This window comes from Serratia sp. CY27727 (assembly GCF_052169275.1).
Lineage (GTDB): Bacteria > Pseudomonadota > Gammaproteobacteria > Enterobacterales > Enterobacteriaceae > Serratia > Serratia sarumanii.
In genome coordinates this window covers 458,326-473,400 of record NZ_JBJNLB010000001.1, presented here as the reverse complement: position 1 = coordinate 473,400, position 15,075 = coordinate 458,326, and the positions used below count along the sequence as shown (strand labels likewise).

18 protein-coding genes are annotated in these 15,075 nt (G+C 56.7%); 3 read left to right on the top strand and 15 right to left on the bottom strand.

Features of this window, described 5'->3' with window-relative positions:
• Positions 1-69 precede the first annotated feature (69 nt).
• Entirely contained in the window at positions 70-576 is a 507-nt protein-coding gene (gene sulA / locus ACJ8HB_RS02515) for an SOS-induced cell division inhibitor SulA (protein ID WP_047568282.1), read from the bottom strand.
• Between the two features lie 229 nt (positions 577-805).
• Between sulA and ACJ8HB_RS02510 the strand changes: the two genes are divergently transcribed.
• Complete coding sequence (locus tag ACJ8HB_RS02510; protein WP_033646570.1) at positions 806-1,462, top strand: TfoX/Sxy family DNA transformation protein; 657 nt, start codon at positions 806-808, stop codon at positions 1,460-1,462.
• 4 nt (positions 1,463-1,466) lie between these two features.
• On the opposite strand, the gene yccS is transcribed toward ACJ8HB_RS02510, so the two are convergent.
• A complete protein-coding gene (gene yccS, locus ACJ8HB_RS02505) occupies positions 1,467-3,602 on the bottom strand; it encodes a YccS family putative transporter (RefSeq protein ID WP_033646568.1) in 2,136 nt (711 codons plus the stop codon).
• A 26-nt stretch (positions 3,603-3,628) separates the two neighbouring features.
• Positions 3,629-4,081 (bottom strand): YccF domain-containing protein, encoded by a 453-nt coding sequence (locus ACJ8HB_RS02500; RefSeq protein WP_047568279.1) that lies wholly within the window; start codon positions 4,079-4,081, stop codon positions 3,629-3,631.
• Between the two features lie 166 nt (positions 4,082-4,247).
• Here ACJ8HB_RS02500 and helD point away from each other — a divergent pair, with 166 nt between their 5' ends.
• Positions 4,248-6,302, top strand: coding sequence for a DNA helicase IV (gene helD / locus ACJ8HB_RS02495; RefSeq protein WP_094887859.1), 2,055 nt, complete (start codon positions 4,248-4,250; stop codon positions 6,300-6,302).
• Between the two features lie 32 nt (positions 6,303-6,334).
• Here the strand turns inward: helD and ACJ8HB_RS02490 are convergent, their stop codons facing one another.
• Positions 6,335-6,793, bottom strand: a complete 459-nt coding sequence (locus ACJ8HB_RS02490; protein ID WP_015377363.1) for a methylglyoxal synthase — start codon at positions 6,791-6,793, stop codon at positions 6,335-6,337.
• Between the two features lie 123 nt (positions 6,794-6,916).
• The gene (locus ACJ8HB_RS02485) at positions 6,917-7,582 is read right to left on the bottom strand and encodes a DUF2057 family protein (RefSeq protein WP_033654217.1); all 666 of its coding nucleotides are present in this window, start codon (positions 7,580-7,582) and stop codon (positions 6,917-6,919) included.
• A 255-nt stretch (positions 7,583-7,837) separates the two neighbouring features.
• On the opposite strand from ACJ8HB_RS02485, the gene ACJ8HB_RS02480 reads away from it, so the two are divergent.
• Positions 7,838-8,251: a CoA-binding protein gene (locus tag ACJ8HB_RS02480; RefSeq protein WP_047568277.1), complete on the top strand. Its 414-nt coding sequence runs from the start codon at positions 7,838-7,840 to the stop codon at positions 8,249-8,251.
• Positions 8,252-8,308: 57 nt separating this feature from the next.
• On the opposite strand, the gene hspQ is transcribed toward ACJ8HB_RS02480, so the two are convergent.
• The 10 genes from hspQ to ACJ8HB_RS02430 form a co-directional block, all read right to left on the bottom strand.
• Positions 8,309-8,626, bottom strand: coding sequence for a heat shock protein HspQ (hspQ, locus tag ACJ8HB_RS02475; RefSeq protein WP_033637900.1), 318 nt, complete (start codon positions 8,624-8,626; stop codon positions 8,309-8,311).
• A gap of 60 nt (positions 8,627-8,686) precedes the next feature.
• The gene (gene rlmI, locus ACJ8HB_RS02470; RefSeq protein WP_041034466.1) at positions 8,687-9,871 is read right to left on the bottom strand and encodes a 23S rRNA (cytosine(1962)-C(5))-methyltransferase RlmI; all 1,185 of its coding nucleotides are present in this window, start codon (positions 9,869-9,871) and stop codon (positions 8,687-8,689) included.
• 67 nt (positions 9,872-9,938) lie between these two features.
• A complete protein-coding gene (locus tag ACJ8HB_RS02465; RefSeq protein ID WP_047568272.1) occupies positions 9,939-11,009 on the bottom strand; it encodes a site-specific integrase in 1,071 nt (356 codons plus the stop codon).
• Positions 10,951-11,211 carry an excisionase gene (locus ACJ8HB_RS02460; RefSeq protein ID WP_047568270.1) on the bottom strand — a complete coding sequence of 87 codons (261 nt, stop codon included), beginning with the start codon at positions 11,209-11,211 and terminating at the stop codon, positions 10,951-10,953. The genes ACJ8HB_RS02465 and ACJ8HB_RS02460 overlap by 59 nt, the downstream gene beginning before the upstream one ends.
• On the bottom strand, positions 11,177-11,377 hold the full coding sequence (locus ACJ8HB_RS02455; protein ID WP_047568267.1) for a hypothetical protein: 201 nt from the start codon (positions 11,375-11,377) through the stop codon (positions 11,177-11,179). Before ACJ8HB_RS02455 ends, ACJ8HB_RS02460 begins: the two co-directional genes overlap by 35 nt.
• Before the next feature lie 50 nt (positions 11,378-11,427).
• A complete protein-coding gene (locus ACJ8HB_RS02450; protein ID WP_170943472.1) occupies positions 11,428-11,604 on the bottom strand; it encodes a hypothetical protein in 177 nt (58 codons plus the stop codon).
• A 41-nt stretch (positions 11,605-11,645) separates the two neighbouring features.
• Complete coding sequence (locus ACJ8HB_RS02445) at positions 11,646-12,170, bottom strand: siphovirus Gp157 family protein (protein ID WP_047568264.1); 525 nt, start codon at positions 12,168-12,170, stop codon at positions 11,646-11,648.
• Positions 12,167-14,335, bottom strand: a complete 2,169-nt coding sequence (locus ACJ8HB_RS02440; protein WP_164146220.1) for a hypothetical protein — start codon at positions 14,333-14,335, stop codon at positions 12,167-12,169. The genes ACJ8HB_RS02445 and ACJ8HB_RS02440 overlap by 4 nt, the downstream gene beginning before the upstream one ends.
• 47 nt (positions 14,336-14,382) lie before the next feature.
• On the bottom strand, positions 14,383-14,661 hold the full coding sequence (locus ACJ8HB_RS02435; protein WP_047568258.1) for a hypothetical protein: 279 nt from the start codon (positions 14,659-14,661) through the stop codon (positions 14,383-14,385).
• Between the two features lie 10 nt (positions 14,662-14,671).
• Positions 14,672-14,989 carry a hypothetical protein gene (locus ACJ8HB_RS02430; protein ID WP_047568257.1) on the bottom strand — a complete coding sequence of 106 codons (318 nt, stop codon included), beginning with the start codon at positions 14,987-14,989 and terminating at the stop codon, positions 14,672-14,674.
• Positions 14,990-15,075: the final 86 nt, after the last annotated feature.

Here is a 15,075-nt window from a genome sequence, read left to right as displayed (position 1 = left end):
CTTTGTGCCTTCCACCGCAAAGGTTCCGCTTATGGGGTGCGAAAATGATGGGAAAAATCCTAAATTTACTTAATGATACAAAGAAGAGTGAATTTTTAGGGTGGAACAGTGTCCGTGAGTCGGGTTAATGTCACGTTGAGGGCGCATGATAAACCCATAGGCATTACCCAATTCTGCCGCACGTCTTAATCTTAGACGATCCTCCTCCGTTAGCTCGGGCAACCAGCCAAGAACCACGCTGTAATTTCCCGTTTGCAGCGCTTTTTCCATCGCCTCGACCGTATTCACCGGGCTGATTTGGCTCAATTGCACCATCTTATCTACAGGCAGGCCGGATTGCTGCAGCCATTGCTTGCTTAATTTTTGCTGCGGTGTCAGCCACAGAAGCCAGCGAGACTGCTTGCCCAGTTGCAGCAGCAGGGGCAACAGCAATTGAGCCACTGCGGGCTGGCGCTCGTTGTAAACAAGTTCACTGATCAAGCCATTCTCTTTGCCGACATCCGTGTTCTTCTCAACATTGCGCGCTGTAAAAGAGCCTTGGCTGAAATGAGGTTGGTAGAGTGATTGAGTACGCATAAAGTTCCCGCCCGTCGTGTTGCTGTATGTTTATACAGTATCCCTGATTTGGGATAAGATCAACCCAAATTTTCGTAGCGGCTCGCATAATTGCGATCATTTTTTGTACCGGTGTTTTTTGTGATTGGCATGCGGGTGGATAGTGCGTATTTTCCTAATTAGTTGTTCACGTTACTCTTTTCATTGATAAGAGAAATAATACGACCGGAACCTAAAAAGGAGAAACGCTATGAAAAGGATGTCGATACGAAGGATCGCACAGGCTAAAAATTGCTTCGCGGCGCTGGGCGCCATCACCACGCGGTCACAGTTTGGCGGCTACGGCCTGCTGGCCGAGGGGGTAATGTTTGCAGTGATAGCGGAAGGAGAGTTGTACCTGCGGGCTACGGCGAGCATGGAACCGGCTTTTCGCGCCAGAGGGATGGTCAATATGGTCTATTCCAAGCGCGGAGTGCCCATCACTTTGCGTTATTACTGGGTTGACGAGTCGCTGTGGCGGGAACGCAACGAGCTGGTGGGGCTGGCCTGGCAGGCCGTCAGGGAAGCGCGTCGAGAGCAGCGGCTTAAGGCCGGCGATCACGGTCGATTGAAGGCGTTGCCGAATATCGATGTCAACATGGAGCGCTTGCTATGGCGAGCGGGTATCCGCAACGCCTATGACCTGCGGCTGCAAGGCGCTAAACGCAGCTATCTCCGCCTGCTGCAACAGCAGACCAATCTGGGGCTGCGCGTGCTGCTGTCGCTGGGCGGCGCGATAGCCGGTTATCATCAGGCGGCGTTGCCGGCCGAATTGCGCAACGAACTGGTGCGCTGGTTCGATCATACGATGGCGATGCGCCGCCATGGGCATGAGCCAGTGGTTCAGGGCCCATCGAGCGAGCCCTGAATAATTAGATTGCCTTATTGATTTGGGCGTGGAGTGCGGTGAGCTCCGGCAGCAGTTCGAGCATCAACCCCACCTGTTGCAACACCAACTGCTCTTTGCTTTCAGGTTCCGGAACGGCTCTGCGAATGCGCTCCGCCAGCTGTTCCAGCGCTTGCGCAATGCGCTGGCTGTTCCGTTCTTCCTGATGCAAGGCGCCGTCCACGTAACACACGGCATCATTGAGCAGATCGAGGGTGACAGGGGTATTCAGCCGCTCGCGGTGCGCCCCCAACGCCGAGATATAACTCAGGAGAGTGTGGTTGAGGCAAAGCAGGCGGAAGGCGGCTTCCTGCAATTCCTTGTCGGCCTTGGGATCGGCGGACATGTTGGAGATGACCGAAGCCAGCTCGGCATCGCTGTTGTGGGCATCTCGCCGCGCAATGCGGTAGGCGAGGCCGTTATCCTTACCCTGGTGGTATTGCACCAGAATGGCGTCCAGATAACGGCAGTTGGCATTCAGGGTTTTATCCACCACCGCCGGCAGTTGGCGGAATTTCCAGTCCGGCCAGATAAAGCTGACTGCCGCCCAGGCGATGGCGCAGCCCAACAAGGTGTCGTAAACGCGCGGGGCGGCTACTTCGAATCCTTCACCCAACAGGTTAAAGCATAACAAGACCAGTAGCGTGATGAACATGGTGGCGTGGGCATACTGGACGGTGCGGAAAGCGAAAAATAGAACGCCGGTGATGACGATCAACACCAGCTGTCCTTCCAGTGAAGGCACGAAATAGAGGATCGGCAGGCCGATCAGGATACCGGCCAGGGTGCCGATGATGCGCAGCGCCAGGCGTCGGCGGGTAGCGTTGTAGTTCGGTTGACAGACGAACAGGCTGGTCAACAGGATCCAGTAACCGTGCTGCATGCCGGTGAACTGGATGAAAGCGTAACCCACGCACAGCACCACCGACATGCGGATCGCGTGGCGGAACAGGGCCGATTGCGGCGTCAAATGGCGGCTGATGCGCAGGCGGATGTCGCTCCAGCCGGTTAAGCGATCGTCGGCCAGGCTGTTCTCTTCCGCTTGCCCGCTTGCCAGCGTCTGCTCTGACTCAATATTGGCCAGCTGCGCATCGATCGCATGCAGGTTTTTCAGCAGGTGCGCCAGCGCCTTGGTTTGTTCTGAATTGCCCTGGGTTTCGGCGATGCGCGCCAAGGCCTCCTGAATGCGGCTGAAGGCCGGCTCAAAACGCGGGTTGTGCTGGTATTTTTGCCGCAGCAGGATCGATTGTGCCAGTTGGCGGCAGGCGCGCGCCTGCATGCTCAGCAAACGCTGGAAGCGGAATAAAATATCGCTGTGGCGAAATTGCCGGCTGAGCGCGTGATACTGAACGTGGGAAGAGCTGGCGCGTTCGTGGATATCCTGCGCGACAAAATAGTAGTGCAAGGTACGGCGGGTGCCGCGCTGGCCGCGATCGCCTTTCAGGCGCGTCAGCAGCGAGGCTTTGGTCTGGTTAAGCAACGCGACCAACGCGCTGTTGGCCATCGCAACATCCATCCATGGCAGGTCAGCGTCGCGTTCGGCGTCGGGATCGAACAGGTTGGCTTTGGCATCCAGATAGTTGGCCAGTTGATCGTAGCAGCGCGCCAGGTTCTCTTGCAGTGGCCGGATAGGGAACAGCAGGTGGCCCGCCAGCGTCAGCAGGTTGTACCACAGCGCACCGATCACCAGCAGCAGCGGTTGCTGATACCAGGCATCGTACATGGCGGTGCCGAGCATGGTGTAAACCGCGATCAGCAGTGCGCCGAAGGCGATGGTGGCGTAACGTTGCCCCAAGGCGCCCAGAAGGATAAAACCGCAGGTCGACGTGGTTAAGCCAAGGGCGAACAACCAGGGATAGGGGAACAGCAGCTCGATTGAAGCTGAGGCGACAAAGAAGCACACCAGCGTGATCAGCAGGTTGCGTAACCTGCCGGCCAGGCGGTCATCCAAGTCGGTCAGGGCCGCTGCCACCACGCCCAGCGTCAGCGGGATGGTCAGCTTGGGAATGCCCAGCCACCAGGGAACGGCGGTGGTGCCGATCAGCGCAATAAGGATGCGCAGGTGATACAGCAGATTGCTGTTATAGGTGTAACGACGTACTGCGGGTGCAAAAGAGCGCACGAAAAACTCCTCAAACGGAGAAAAAATTAACGCTGATGATAGTGGCGGCGAGCATTCTCAATACGCGCTTGCTGAGCCATTTCTACCGAGACGACGCGGCGCCCCACCGGCCACAGCGCGATGGCGGCAATTTTGAAATTGGCGATGCCGACCGGAATGCCGATGATCGAAACGCACTGCACGATACCGGCGGCGATGTGTGACAGGCACAGCCACCAGCCGAACAGCACCAGCCAGATAACGTTGAGCAGTGAGCCGCCGGCGGAGAGCAGCGCATTGCTTTTTTCCGGGTAGAGCTTATCGACGTGGATTGCCTCATTGCCGAACGGCACCAGCGACAGCTTGGTGATTTCCCAGCAGGAGCGGGTGAGCGGCAGCGTGATGACCAGCAGCACGCTGAACACCGTGGCGATGAGCCAACCCAGCGTGGTGAAGAAACCGCCCAACACAAAATTAAGAATATTCAGTACAGTACGCATAGACGTCATTCTGCTCTAATGTTGGCCAAACCGCGATGCGGGCGTATTCACGATAAAAACGCAAAATCTATTCTACCCTTTTTTTAGCGCTAGAGTGCCACTGCTTATCGCAGGTAAACTGGCAGATATCCGTTATTTAATCTCAACATAGTCATGGCGCGACGATATGGAACTTAAAGCGACATCGCTGGGGAAACACCTGGCTCAGCACCCTTATAACCGCGTGCGGTTGCTGCACGCCGGCGTTGAGGTGAGCGGGGAAAAACATGAATACCTGATCCCCTTCAATCAACTGATTCAGGTCAGGTGCAAGCGCGGCATCGTCTGGGGCGAGCTGGAATTTGAATTGCCGGACGAAAAAGTGGTGCGACTGCACGGCACCGAGTGGCAGGAAACGCAGCGTTTTTATCACTATCTGCAGCAGGCGTGGCAGCAGTGGAGCGCCGAAATGAGTGAGGTCAGTGCCGGCGTGTTGCAACAGCAGGTGGCACAGATTCAGCGCATTGAGCAGCAAGATAAATGGTTCAAAAAGTCTGAGCTGGGCAAGCTGCAGCAGCAAATCCGTGAAGCCTTCTCCGCGCTGCCAATGCCGGTGGCGCGCCTGGAGGAATTCGATAACTGCCGGGCCGATTACCATCTGTGTCTGCAATGGCTGCAGCAGGGGCAACGCAGTGTCGACCAACGCAACCGGCAGTGGACCGATCGCATGCTGGAGCAACATCACGACTTCTTCCAGACCGTCGAGAGTTCACCGCTCAATGACTCTCAGAGCCGTGCGGTGGTTAACGGCGAGGATTCCGTCCTGGTATTGGCGGGGGCCGGCAGCGGCAAGACGTCGGTGCTGGTGGCGCGCGCCGGCTGGCTGCTGCGCCGTCAGGAGGCGGAGCCGGGCCAAATCTTGCTGTTGGCGTTCGGCCGTCAGGCTGCGAGTGAGATGAATGATCGCATCAAAGAACGTTTGGGCGATGTCGGTATTCAGGCCAAAACATTCCATGCATTGGCGCTGCAGATCATTCAACAAGGCAGCCGCAAAGCCCCGGCCATCAGCCGGTTGGAAACCGATGCCAGCGCGCGCAAAGCGTTGCTGATTGCCCATTGGCGCGAGCAATGTGCAGAGAAAAAAGCCCAGGCGAAGGGGTGGCGTCAATGGTTGACCGAGGAGCTGGAATGGGACGTGCCGGAAGGCGACTTCTGGCAGGATAAACGCCTGGCGGACCGGCTGGCGGGCCGGTTGGAACGCTGGCTGGGGCTGATGCGCATGCACGGCGGCAGCCAGGCGGAAATGATTGAGCAGGCGGATGAAGAAATCCGCGATCTGTTTTCGAAACGCATTCGGCTGATGGCGCCACTGTTGAAAGCCTGGAAAAGCGCCTTGAAAGAGGAAGGAGCGGTGGACTTCTCCGGCCTTATTCATCAGGCGGTTAACATTCTCGACAAGGGGCGCTTCGTCAGCCCGTGGAAACATATTCTGGTCGATGAGTTTCAGGATATCTCGCCGCAGCGTGCGCTGTTGCTGGCGGCGCTGCGGCGGCAGAACAAGCAGACCTGCCTGTTTGCGGTGGGGGATGACTGGCAGGCGATTTATCGCTTCAGCGGCGCAGAGTTGACGTTAACCACGGCTTTTGCCACCCACTTCGGCGAAGGGGCGCAGTGCGCGCTGGACACCACTTATCGCTTCAACGAACGTATCGGTGAGGTGGCCAACCGGTTCGTGCAGCAGAACCCGCACCAGCTGAAAAAACCGCTCAACAGCCTGAGCAAGGGCAATAAAAAGTCGGTGGCGATCCTGCCGCACGAGCAGCTGGAGCCCTTGCTGGATAAACTGAGCGGCTACGCCAAGCCGGATGAGCGCATCCTGGTGCTGGCGCGCTACCATCATCTGAAACCGGAAGCGCTGGCGAAGGCGGCCACCCGCTGGCCCAAGCTGGATCTGGAATTTATGACCATCCACGCCAGCAAGGGGCAGCAGGCGGAATACGTCATCATCGTCGGTTTGCATGATGGGCGTGACGGCTTCCCCGCCGTGGCGCGCGAGTCGGTGTTGGAAGAGGTGCTGCTGCCGCAGCCGGAGGATTTCCCGGATGCCGAAGAGCGCCGTCTGCTGTATGTCGCGTTGACGCGCGCTAAACATCAGGTATGGCTGTTGCAGGATCGTGAACGTCATTCGGTGTTCGTTGAACACCTGCAAGATCTTGGCGTACCGGTGCAGAAAAAACCGTAAGCCTGGGCCTGGCGGCTGCCAGGCCGCGAGGACTATTTCAGGCGGTCTTGCAGGTAGCGCTGATAGTCGGGGATGGCGATCTCCACCTCGCTTTTGAACAGCGGAGAGTCGATCAGAAAGTCGGCGGTCGAGCGGTTGGTGGCCACCGGAATATTCCATACGGTCGCCAGCCGCAGCAGCGCCTTCACGTCCGGATCGTGCGGCACCGCGTTCAGCGGATCCCAGAAGAAGATCAGCATGTCTATCTTGCCTTCCGCAATCAGTGCGCCAACCTGCTGATCGCCGCCCATCGGGCCACTCAGCATGCTGGTGACGGGAATGCCGCTGGCGCGCTGGATCAGATTACCGGTAGTGCCGGTGGCGTACAGCTGGTGCTGCGCCAGAATGGTCTTGTGGCTTTCTACCCACTCCAGCAGGGCCTGTTTGCGGTGATCGTGCGCCACCAGCGCAATGTGTTTGCGCGCGGCGATAGTGCGGGTGGTCAATTCCATCTCGGTGTCCTTCGCTAATCGGGGAATGTGCGACAGATTACTGAAACTGTTTTTCACTGCCTAGCGTTTGCGCTTGAAAATGCGAAGAAAAGACGCCTTTACGGGGAAAGGCGCCGGGAGGGATCAGCGAATCGGTTGTTTATTGGCCCAGCGCAGAAAACGCTTCTGTGTTTCCTTGTCGGCCTGTTGAAACCAGTATTGCAGCATTTGTTCCGACACGTTTTCACCTTTCAACGTCACCGTCGGGGCGTTTATCGGCGCGCCGGCCAACGCGAGGGCTGAGGCATTGCCCGTGTTCGCCTGAACAAAGCTCGGAACGGAGGCCGGGCGGTTCTGGCGGTTGTAATCGGTCATCACCTTTTCCAAATCGGTATTGAAGGTGACGCTGTCGGGATGCAGCACATCATGCCGGAACGGTAGGGTGTTGCCGTCTTTATCGACCACCAGATAATTCAACGTTCTGTCAAAGCGTTGCGCATCACGATCGTTCTCGATGCGTGGCAGTTCGATCGCCACCTGGCTGATCTTTTGCGTATTGAAGGTGGCAACCAGCGGCAAGGAAGCATAGGCCTGCGTATGCTGGCCGGAACGTACGGTTTTGGTCACTTTAAACAGCAACTGGTGCTGCCCGCCATCCAGTTCAAGGCTGTCGGCGCCTTTTAACAACGAACCTGTCATTTTCTTGCCGTCGACCACTAGCAGGTCGATGTCCGGGGAGAGTTTCAGGGTCGTAGCCGCGGCAGGCATGCTGATGCTGAGCAACGCCGCAACCACCAGACCAAATTTCATCATTATCTCCTTATAAAGTGGCGTAACGCTAAGTGTTGAACACGGCATAGGTTGTGTCAAAATTTTTCAATCGGGTATTTTGTTTACATTTTTACATATTTTATCGCGATTAGACATGACCATGCGCAGCTGAACCGCGACAGCCTCTGACCATAAGATTGCGGTGAAGTTTCCCTTGCGTTGCGTTTAACCGAACGAATGCCGATCGGTTACACTCGAAATGGAAAGTGACGCAGTGATAAACGGGAGTTGAAGATGCAAGATCAAGAGATTGTTGAGCTGTTGCAACAGGTGAAAACTATCGCGCTGGTCGGTGCCAGCGATAACCCATCGCGGCCCAGCTATGGGGTGATGGCGTATCTGTTGGCGCAAGGGTATCAGGTGATCCCGGTCAGCCCAAAACTGGCGGGGCAGACGCTGCTGGGGCAGCAGGTTTACCCTACGCTGGCCGCTATCCCGCAGCCGGTGGATATGGTTGACGTGTTTCGCAATTCAGAAGCGGCTTACGGCGTGGCGCAAGAGGCGATAGCGATCGGCACCGGGGCGCTCTGGCTGCAGATAGGGGTGATTAACGAGCAGGCGGCAGCGCTGGCGCAACAGGCCGGGTTGCGTGTGGTGATGGATCGCTGTCCGAAAATCGAAATCCCGCGCTTAGGGTTGGAGCGCTAAATAAAAAGGGCCAGGCGCGATGCCGGGCCCTCTCGGGTTTCTCAGGTCTTGGCGCGGTCAATTGCGCAAGCGTGGCGCCTGTAGCTGGTGACGGATGGATTCCGCCAGTTCATCCAGCGATGGTTGCTCGGGGTGTGCCTCCTGGGCTTCGCTATCCAGCTGCGCTTCCGCCAGATAGGTGTGTACCGGTTGGCCTTCCTCGTCTTCCATCACCACGTGGTACCAAGGGGCTGAACGCAGTTCATCGTTCGCCGCTATTTCGTCAGCTTTGGGTTGTTCCAAAGAATATTCCGGGTCGATATCGATCACGACGCCTAAATACCCCAGCAGTTTATGCCTAACCTGTTGTCCGATACCGAATTTGCTGGCAATCATGATGACCTCCTGAGAAACAATGCCTTGCTCATATATGGGGGCAGGGCAGCGCATTTCAAGTTACATCACCCGACAAGCGAATCCTTTCAGATACAGCCCCTCAGGGTATGTGGCGATCACCGGGTGATCGGCAGCCTGTCGGAACTGCTCTATAAATTGTACATCACGTCCGGCATCTACAGCGGCGTCGGCCAAAATTTTCTGGAACAGGTCGGTCGGCATCAGGCCGGAGCAGGAGAAGCTGAGCAGAATGCCGCCCGGATTCAGCAGCTGCAGCGCCAGCATGTTGATGTCTTTGTAGCCGCGGCAGGCGCTGGCCAACTGATTCTTGTTCTCGACGAATTTCGGCGGATCCATGATGATCAGATCGAATTTTTCGCCTTGAGTGCGGTAGTTGCGCAGCAGCTGGAACACGTCATCGCGAACGAACTCCGCTTTGTTCAGATCCAGCTTATTGAGCTCGACGTTCTGTTTGGCGATATCCAGCGCCGCCTGCGAGGTATCCACGCTGATCACCTGCGCGCAACCGCCCATCAAAGCGGAAACGGCGAAGGCGCCGGTGTAGGAGAAGCAGTTCAGCACCCGACGGCCGGCGGAGTAATTGCGCGCCGCCAGGCGGCTGTCGCGCTGGTCGAGGTAGAAACCAGTTTTGTGCCCCTGCTGAATGTCCACCAGCAGCTTCATGCCGTGTTCGGTGATCGGCAGCAGTTCCGGCGGCAGATCGCCAAATACCGGGCCCTGTGCCAGCGGCAGGCCTTCTTTTTTACGTACCGCAACGTCGGAGCGATCGTAGATCGAGCATTCCGGGTAGCAATGCTGCAGGGCGGAAAGCAGGGCCGGGCGCTGGTATTCGGCACCGGCGGACAGCAGCTGCAGCACCAGGAAATTCTGGAAGCGATCGATAGTGATGCCCGGCAGGCCGTCGGACTCGCCGGCGATCAGGCGGTATCCGTCCAGACCGTCGCGCTGTGCGACCCAATCGCGCCAGCTTTGCGCTTGCTGCAGGCGGCGAATGAAGAAATCGATGTTAATCTCTTCATCTTGCTGGAAGGTCCAGACGCGTGCGCGGATCTGCGACTCGGGCGAATAGGCGCCGCGTGCCAGCCACTTACCCTGGCTGTCGAGGATATCGATGGTTTCACCGGAGTGGGCTTTGCCCTCAACGCGTTGAACGGCGCCGGAGAACACCCAAGGGTGGCGACGGAGTAAGGACTTTTCACGTCCTTTGGCGAGAAATAAGCGCATTTTAAAACTACTTTATTATCAATAGGTTGAACGACTGAGGTCATTATTAGTCGAAATAAGTTCATAATCATATCTGAATATCATCCCATTCACTACCGCGCGAGTCCTGGTAACGGGCTGTCATTTCCGCCGATTTGTGGCCGAGAAGATGCTGCGCAAACTCGCCGCCGCGCACGTCAGTATGCAGGCGTGCCGACAAACTCCGGATCTCATGGAATGATGGCGGCTCTTTGTCGGCGTCCCACGATAGCGGCGTGAGCCGGCGAGATTTCGTGAAGTAGTCCGTCATTGTCCGCTGCGCGATTTTCTCCCCTTTACGGCTCACCAAAATATACTCGCAGCCAGCGGACAGCTGCCAACATTCTTCGAGCAGGTTTTCCAGCGACAGATCGATGATCGATAGTTCAACCGGGATCGTTATTCTTGCGCCGGTTTTTTCCTGCACAACGCGTAGACGGAAATCAACAATGTCGGCCCAGCGCATGTTACATATATCGCTAATACGCTGACCGGTCACCAAGGCTATGTCCATCGCGATGCGGAACCAGTGCGGAAAGTTCACCGCCTGCGCCCGGATCGTTAAAAATTCATCCAGCAGCAGCCGCGCGCGCTTCACTTCCACTTTCGGGTTGCGCGAAGCCTCGACAGGGTTGTGCTGAATGATGCCGTCGGCAACCGCCTCGCGGAATACATCCAGTAGCGCGCCGCGCATCAGCTTGGCGCTGGCCGCTTTGCCGGCCTCAACGTAGCCATTCAGGAAGTCGGCAATATCCCGCGTTGTAAAATCGCACATTGCTTTATCCGGCAGGGTGCTGCGAAAGGCTTTCATTCTGCTGCGGTGGTTGGCCATTGTCTTTTCCTTCAGCTCGCGGCGCAGCACTATCTCTTCGTATCGATCGAGCCAGGCGTGCAGCGTGACATTGTTTTCATCCTGCAGGCGTTGCGCCAGCGGCTTAATTTCTTCACTACCAAAAAACGCCATGTTGGCGGCTATCGCCTCGGTCACCGCCAGACGCTTATCGCGTCCGAGCCCGTATTCTTTACCGGTGCGCGGGTCTCGGTAGCAGTAATAGCCGCCATTACGGACGTAGAGGTTTGGCGGGAGATCGCGCCTTGCGTGGTTTCTGGTTCTTGCCATTGGTGATTCTCTGCAGTAGCTCGCTTGTTGGGCTGCACGGCGTATCGATCCGCACGGCCTGCTCATCAAAAAGATATTCCCGGCCATCCAGCACCGGCGCAGGGTAGATTTTCCCGGCGCGGATCCAGCGGCGTACGGTTTCATGGCTGCGCGGGCGCGGGAGCCGTTTATTCCACTCCCCCAGGGTCAGTTTGTTGGACATGGTCTTTCCTCGGTTTCAGCAATTGGGCGATTGCGTCGTCGGTCACACGACACGCCCGGGTGATATCGTCATCGCTCAGCGTCGCTTTTCTGACGCTGGCAGACAGCCGGCCGATCTTGATGTCGAAATCAGAGAGTAGGCGGGCGCCTGGTTGCCATGGTTGCATTGCTGTTCCCCGTTGTGTGGTTTCCAACAATGCAAACATGGCGGTAGTGGTTATTTCTGATTTGGCGTAATCGGTTTTTTAAACGCCTGTTTCTCGCGCTTAAACCGCTCGGTGTTGGGGAAGTCAAACACCAGCTCACTACGACTTTCGGCCCAGATGGTGCCGATAGTGCCGTCGGAGAACTGCACGCGCACGGCGTCGCCTTTTGCCAGGTACATTCTCAGCATGTGAGATCCTCAGTATTGGCCCCGTTGCCGGGGCCGGGTGATTACCGCACCTGCAGCGATGGTTCGCCGATTTCGATATGCGCGCCTTTGACTTCCACGCCGTTCTCGATTGCCTCCTTGATGGCTTTCTTGTCCGGCGCTACCACCGTTTGCACAGTCACCAGTTCATCCGGTAGCAGGTCGGCATTGTCGACTACCACGCTGGCAGATCCTTTGCGCGCTGTGAACGTATTTGCGGTGGTTTTAATGGAGCCCTGGCCGCTGGCCAGCAGGCACGCCAGCACGTACTTGCGGATCGACTTGGCGCAGTTCTCGAATGAATTTTTGCGGTCGGTCAGACGTTTGATTTCCGCCGCCAGCGTGTCGGATTGCCCCTCAAGATTGCGAACGTGAATAAATGCTGAATCAAGTTTGTCGCCGAGTTGTAGCTCTAAACCTTCCATTGTGTCGGCGATCATTTCTGGCGTTAGTTCCGAGCCATCATATTCAGAATCTTCAAGCAGAGACTGAAGCTTCGACATATCGGCAGAAATAGCTATGGCCGTGTTGCTGTGTATTCTGCTCATGATGCTTTCTCCTCGGTCAGTGCGGCAATACGTTCATCTTTCAAGGCGGTCAGTCGGCGCAGGCGGCCGGCCAGGTATTGGGCAAACTCTTTATCGCCTTTTCCGTCGGCGGCCTTGCGATGGGCTTCAATCTCACGGGCGACAGAACCGTGAACCTTGGTTGCTTCATTCGCCGTGACCGCGCCTTTTAGGGTCTCAGCCACTTTCGCCAGATGCTCGTCCAACTCTTCGCGCATGCGGGTTACACCCTCGGCTTTCTCGCTGGCGTTCTTGAGGGCGAACTCTGCATCGTTCTCTTGGCGGTAGGTCAGATCGTCGTACAGGCCGAGGAACACGTCGGCGGAGAAGCCGAGTTGTGACAGGGCTTTCTTGGTGGCGTCAGTGAGGGACTTTTTCGGCGCTTCACCGTCGCTAAAAAGCTTGCCACTGTTCATAGCGTAGATGTATGGGGTGCAGCCGTAAGAGGTCACTTCGCCAGTTTTACCGCCGTGCTTGTACCACAGACGGATTTTCACGGTGTGGTTTACCTCACACAGATAACCGCCTGCGCCGTTCGGGATGATCTCTTGAAAAAAACTTCCGTCCTGCTGCTTCACCGGTCGCATGATTGGAGCGCCATTGTCGAAACGCTCCTCTATGATTTCTACGCCCCAGTTAATGCCCTGCGGCCCGAATACTTTGGTGGCCTGCATCACCATGTAGGTGCCGTTAATCGATGTGCCGCCGCCGTTATTGCTGAATGCCTTGGTAAATTTAGCGTCGGTCTTATAAACGCGGTTCCAAATGCCGAGGTTGTCGCCATCCTCTGCCGATTGCTCAGCGATAACTTGCTCAACCTGCGCGGCGCGCTGCTGGAAATCGTCGGCTTTCAGCTGCTGCGCCAGTGCTTCTGCGCGGTCGGCGTTTTCTTCTGCCTGCTGCAGCTGCGGGGATTTCTCCGCTGGCGCGTTGGCGTAAACGCTATAGCCCATCTGATCCAGTTGCTGCTTGGCCTGCGCCGCCGCGGCATCGGTAACTTGCTGCTGCGCCACTTCCGTTTTTTCACCCTGATTTGAGGCGGCAGATTGCGCCGTGTCTGGATCCGCATGCTGCTGCTCACCGCTGCCGATCAGACCTTCGATAGAGAAGCGGCCGCCGCCAAGGTTGGCCACCTCGACCGGCCTCTCGTCGCCCTTGCCATAGTTCGCCAGTTCGGCACATGCAGGGTGACCAGCAAGACGGGATTTCACAAAGTGCAGGCGTTCTGTGTCGTCGCTGATCAGCTTGAGGTTTTTCAGGCCGTCGGAAATGATGCCGTGGCGCACGTCCGTTTCGACGTTGAGAATGCCGACGATCACACGCAGCGTTTTGTCCCACGCGCGCCAATCGTTATCGCGGTTTGCGATAATCTCTTTGGCGTTCTTCACGTCAGCCGCTTTCGCATCCGCAGGATTAACGCCCATGATCGACAGTGCGGTGTGCATGCTCAGGGTATTGTAGTCGGCCGCGCCGCCGGTATTGTCGGTGCTGGTGCTGGTGCTGGTGCTGGTGCTGGTGCTGGCTGGCGTCAGGTTTTCACGGTCGCGCGGATTATCCACCCAAGCCTGAGCAAACTCGACAACATCATCATGCGACGGCATATCATCCCCAAAGCTCTGAATGACAGCCTGCGCCAGCCGCAAAATCGCCTCGGGTGACATAGCTCCGACCGCTTTTACCGACTGCAGACCAGTGATCAGGTCGCGCATGCCGGTATCGTCCGGGGTTTCTTCATCGTTGATGAAATCCGCAGCCATCGACAACTGATGGTGATCGATCTCGGTATTGCAGTACATGACGACGGCGGCGATCCGAATATCTGCAGGCTGCGCCATCAAATCGACCGGGCCGGCCGGCACTTCCGGCTCTGGCTCTTTTGGCGTCCATGCGTTGCCGTCGAATACGTTCTCAGCGGCAAATTTTTCATCGAACTGACCGATGGCCGGACGAGGGTGCCCGGTCTGATCTTCCACGGTTTTCGCCCCGAAAAAGTTATCAACGCTTTCAGGGTATTTTTCGTACAGCTTGCCGATCGCGATACCCTCGGCCGCTTTCTTGTTCGGCGCGTCGAGCGCGATCACCAGCGCCACTGCGCCGTTAACCAGAGCCTTTTTCTTTGGCTCAAAAAGTGAAATGTAAATTGGCATGGTCTTTCCTCTGTTAAAAAACGGCGCTGGTCAGGCGCCGGGGTGGGTTAAAACTTCTCGCGCGCTACGGCTTTCACGTTGTCGCAATACCAGCTGTAAAGCTCACGCTGGCGCTGCTGCAGGGTGTCAGGCGTCGCCATCATTACGGCCATCAGTAGGCGGTCGCGGGTGTCGGCGGCGTTGCCGTCGATGTAGGTGAAAACCTCGATCGCCTCGTCGGAATAGCCGTGCGTCGCCGCGGCTTCGAACTGATCGCGCTGGCTTGCTGGATCGACTCCATACCACAGCACCAGCTCTGATTTCAGGTTATCCATTTCGATATCCATGGCCGCGCCCTCAGAATGGGATTTCGTCAGCGTCGATGTGGGTGTGATCGATGCAAAGCAGCTGCTGGATCTGGTCTTCAATGATGCGCTGTTGCTTCATCGACTCAGCGGCGATCTGCTCTTTCTTGGCGCGTAGGGCGTCAACCTGCTTGCCGATAATCTCGATCGGTTCCGGCACTGAAAACTCAAATGATGCATCGCGAGTTTCGAGTAGAACGTAATAGGTGGCGTGAAGGGATAAATCCGCAGTGCTTACGATGTATTTTTCACCGTAAGAGTTTGTGTTTAACAAGAAATACAGCTTTGCGGGTATCTGTAGTGCTTTCATAGCGACTCCTGATATAATCGGAGCTGATCAGTAGCTCCATGGGTTATTGGTCTTTCCTCGATACAGGGTTGGTCCCCTGTGTCATT

Bases quoted from the DNA above. Each gene is read 5' to 3' on its own strand.
- sulA (WP_047568282.1), bottom strand. From the start codon at position 576: ATGCGTACTCAATCACTCTACCAACCTCATTTCAGCCAAGGCTCTTTT.
- ACJ8HB_RS02510 (WP_033646570.1), top strand. From the start codon at position 806: ATGAAAAGGATGTCGATACGAAGGATCGCACAGGCTAAAAATTGCTTC.
- ACJ8HB_RS02500 (WP_047568279.1), bottom strand. From the start codon at position 4,081: ATGCGTACTGTACTGAATATTCTTAATTTTGTGTTGGGCGGTTTCTTC.
- helD (WP_094887859.1), top strand. From the start codon at position 4,248: ATGGAACTTAAAGCGACATCGCTGGGGAAACACCTGGCTCAGCACCCT.
- ACJ8HB_RS02490 (WP_015377363.1), bottom strand. From the start codon at position 6,793: ATGGAATTGACCACCCGCACTATCGCCGCGCGCAAACACATTGCGCTG.
- ACJ8HB_RS02485 (WP_033654217.1), bottom strand. From the start codon at position 7,582: ATGAAATTTGGTCTGGTGGTTGCGGCGTTGCTCAGCATCAGCATGCCT.
- ACJ8HB_RS02480 (WP_047568277.1), top strand. From the start codon at position 7,838: ATGCAAGATCAAGAGATTGTTGAGCTGTTGCAACAGGTGAAAACTATC.
- hspQ (WP_033637900.1), bottom strand. From the start codon at position 8,626: ATGATTGCCAGCAAATTCGGTATCGGACAACAGGTTAGGCATAAACTG.
- rlmI (WP_041034466.1), bottom strand. From the start codon at position 9,871: ATGCGCTTATTTCTCGCCAAAGGACGTGAAAAGTCCTTACTCCGTCGC.
- ACJ8HB_RS02465 (WP_047568272.1), bottom strand. From the start codon at position 11,009: ATGGCAAGAACCAGAAACCACGCAAGGCGCGATCTCCCGCCAAACCTC.
- ACJ8HB_RS02460 (WP_047568270.1), bottom strand. From the start codon at position 11,211: ATGTCCAACAAACTGACCCTGGGGGAGTGGAATAAACGGCTCCCGCGC.
- ACJ8HB_RS02455 (WP_047568267.1), bottom strand. From the start codon at position 11,377: ATGCAACCATGGCAACCAGGCGCCCGCCTACTCTCTGATTTCGACATC.
- ACJ8HB_RS02450 (WP_170943472.1), bottom strand. From the start codon at position 11,604: ATGCTGAGAATGTACCTGGCAAAAGGCGACGCCGTGCGCGTGCAGTTC.
- ACJ8HB_RS02445 (WP_047568264.1), bottom strand. From the start codon at position 12,170: ATGAGCAGAATACACAGCAACACGGCCATAGCTATTTCTGCCGATATG.
- ACJ8HB_RS02440 (WP_164146220.1), bottom strand. From the start codon at position 14,335: ATGCCAATTTACATTTCACTTTTTGAGCCAAAGAAAAAGGCTCTGGTT.
- ACJ8HB_RS02435 (WP_047568258.1), bottom strand. From the start codon at position 14,661: ATGGATATCGAAATGGATAACCTGAAATCAGAGCTGGTGCTGTGGTAT.
- ACJ8HB_RS02430 (WP_047568257.1), bottom strand. From the start codon at position 14,989: ATGAAAGCACTACAGATACCCGCAAAGCTGTATTTCTTGTTAAACACA.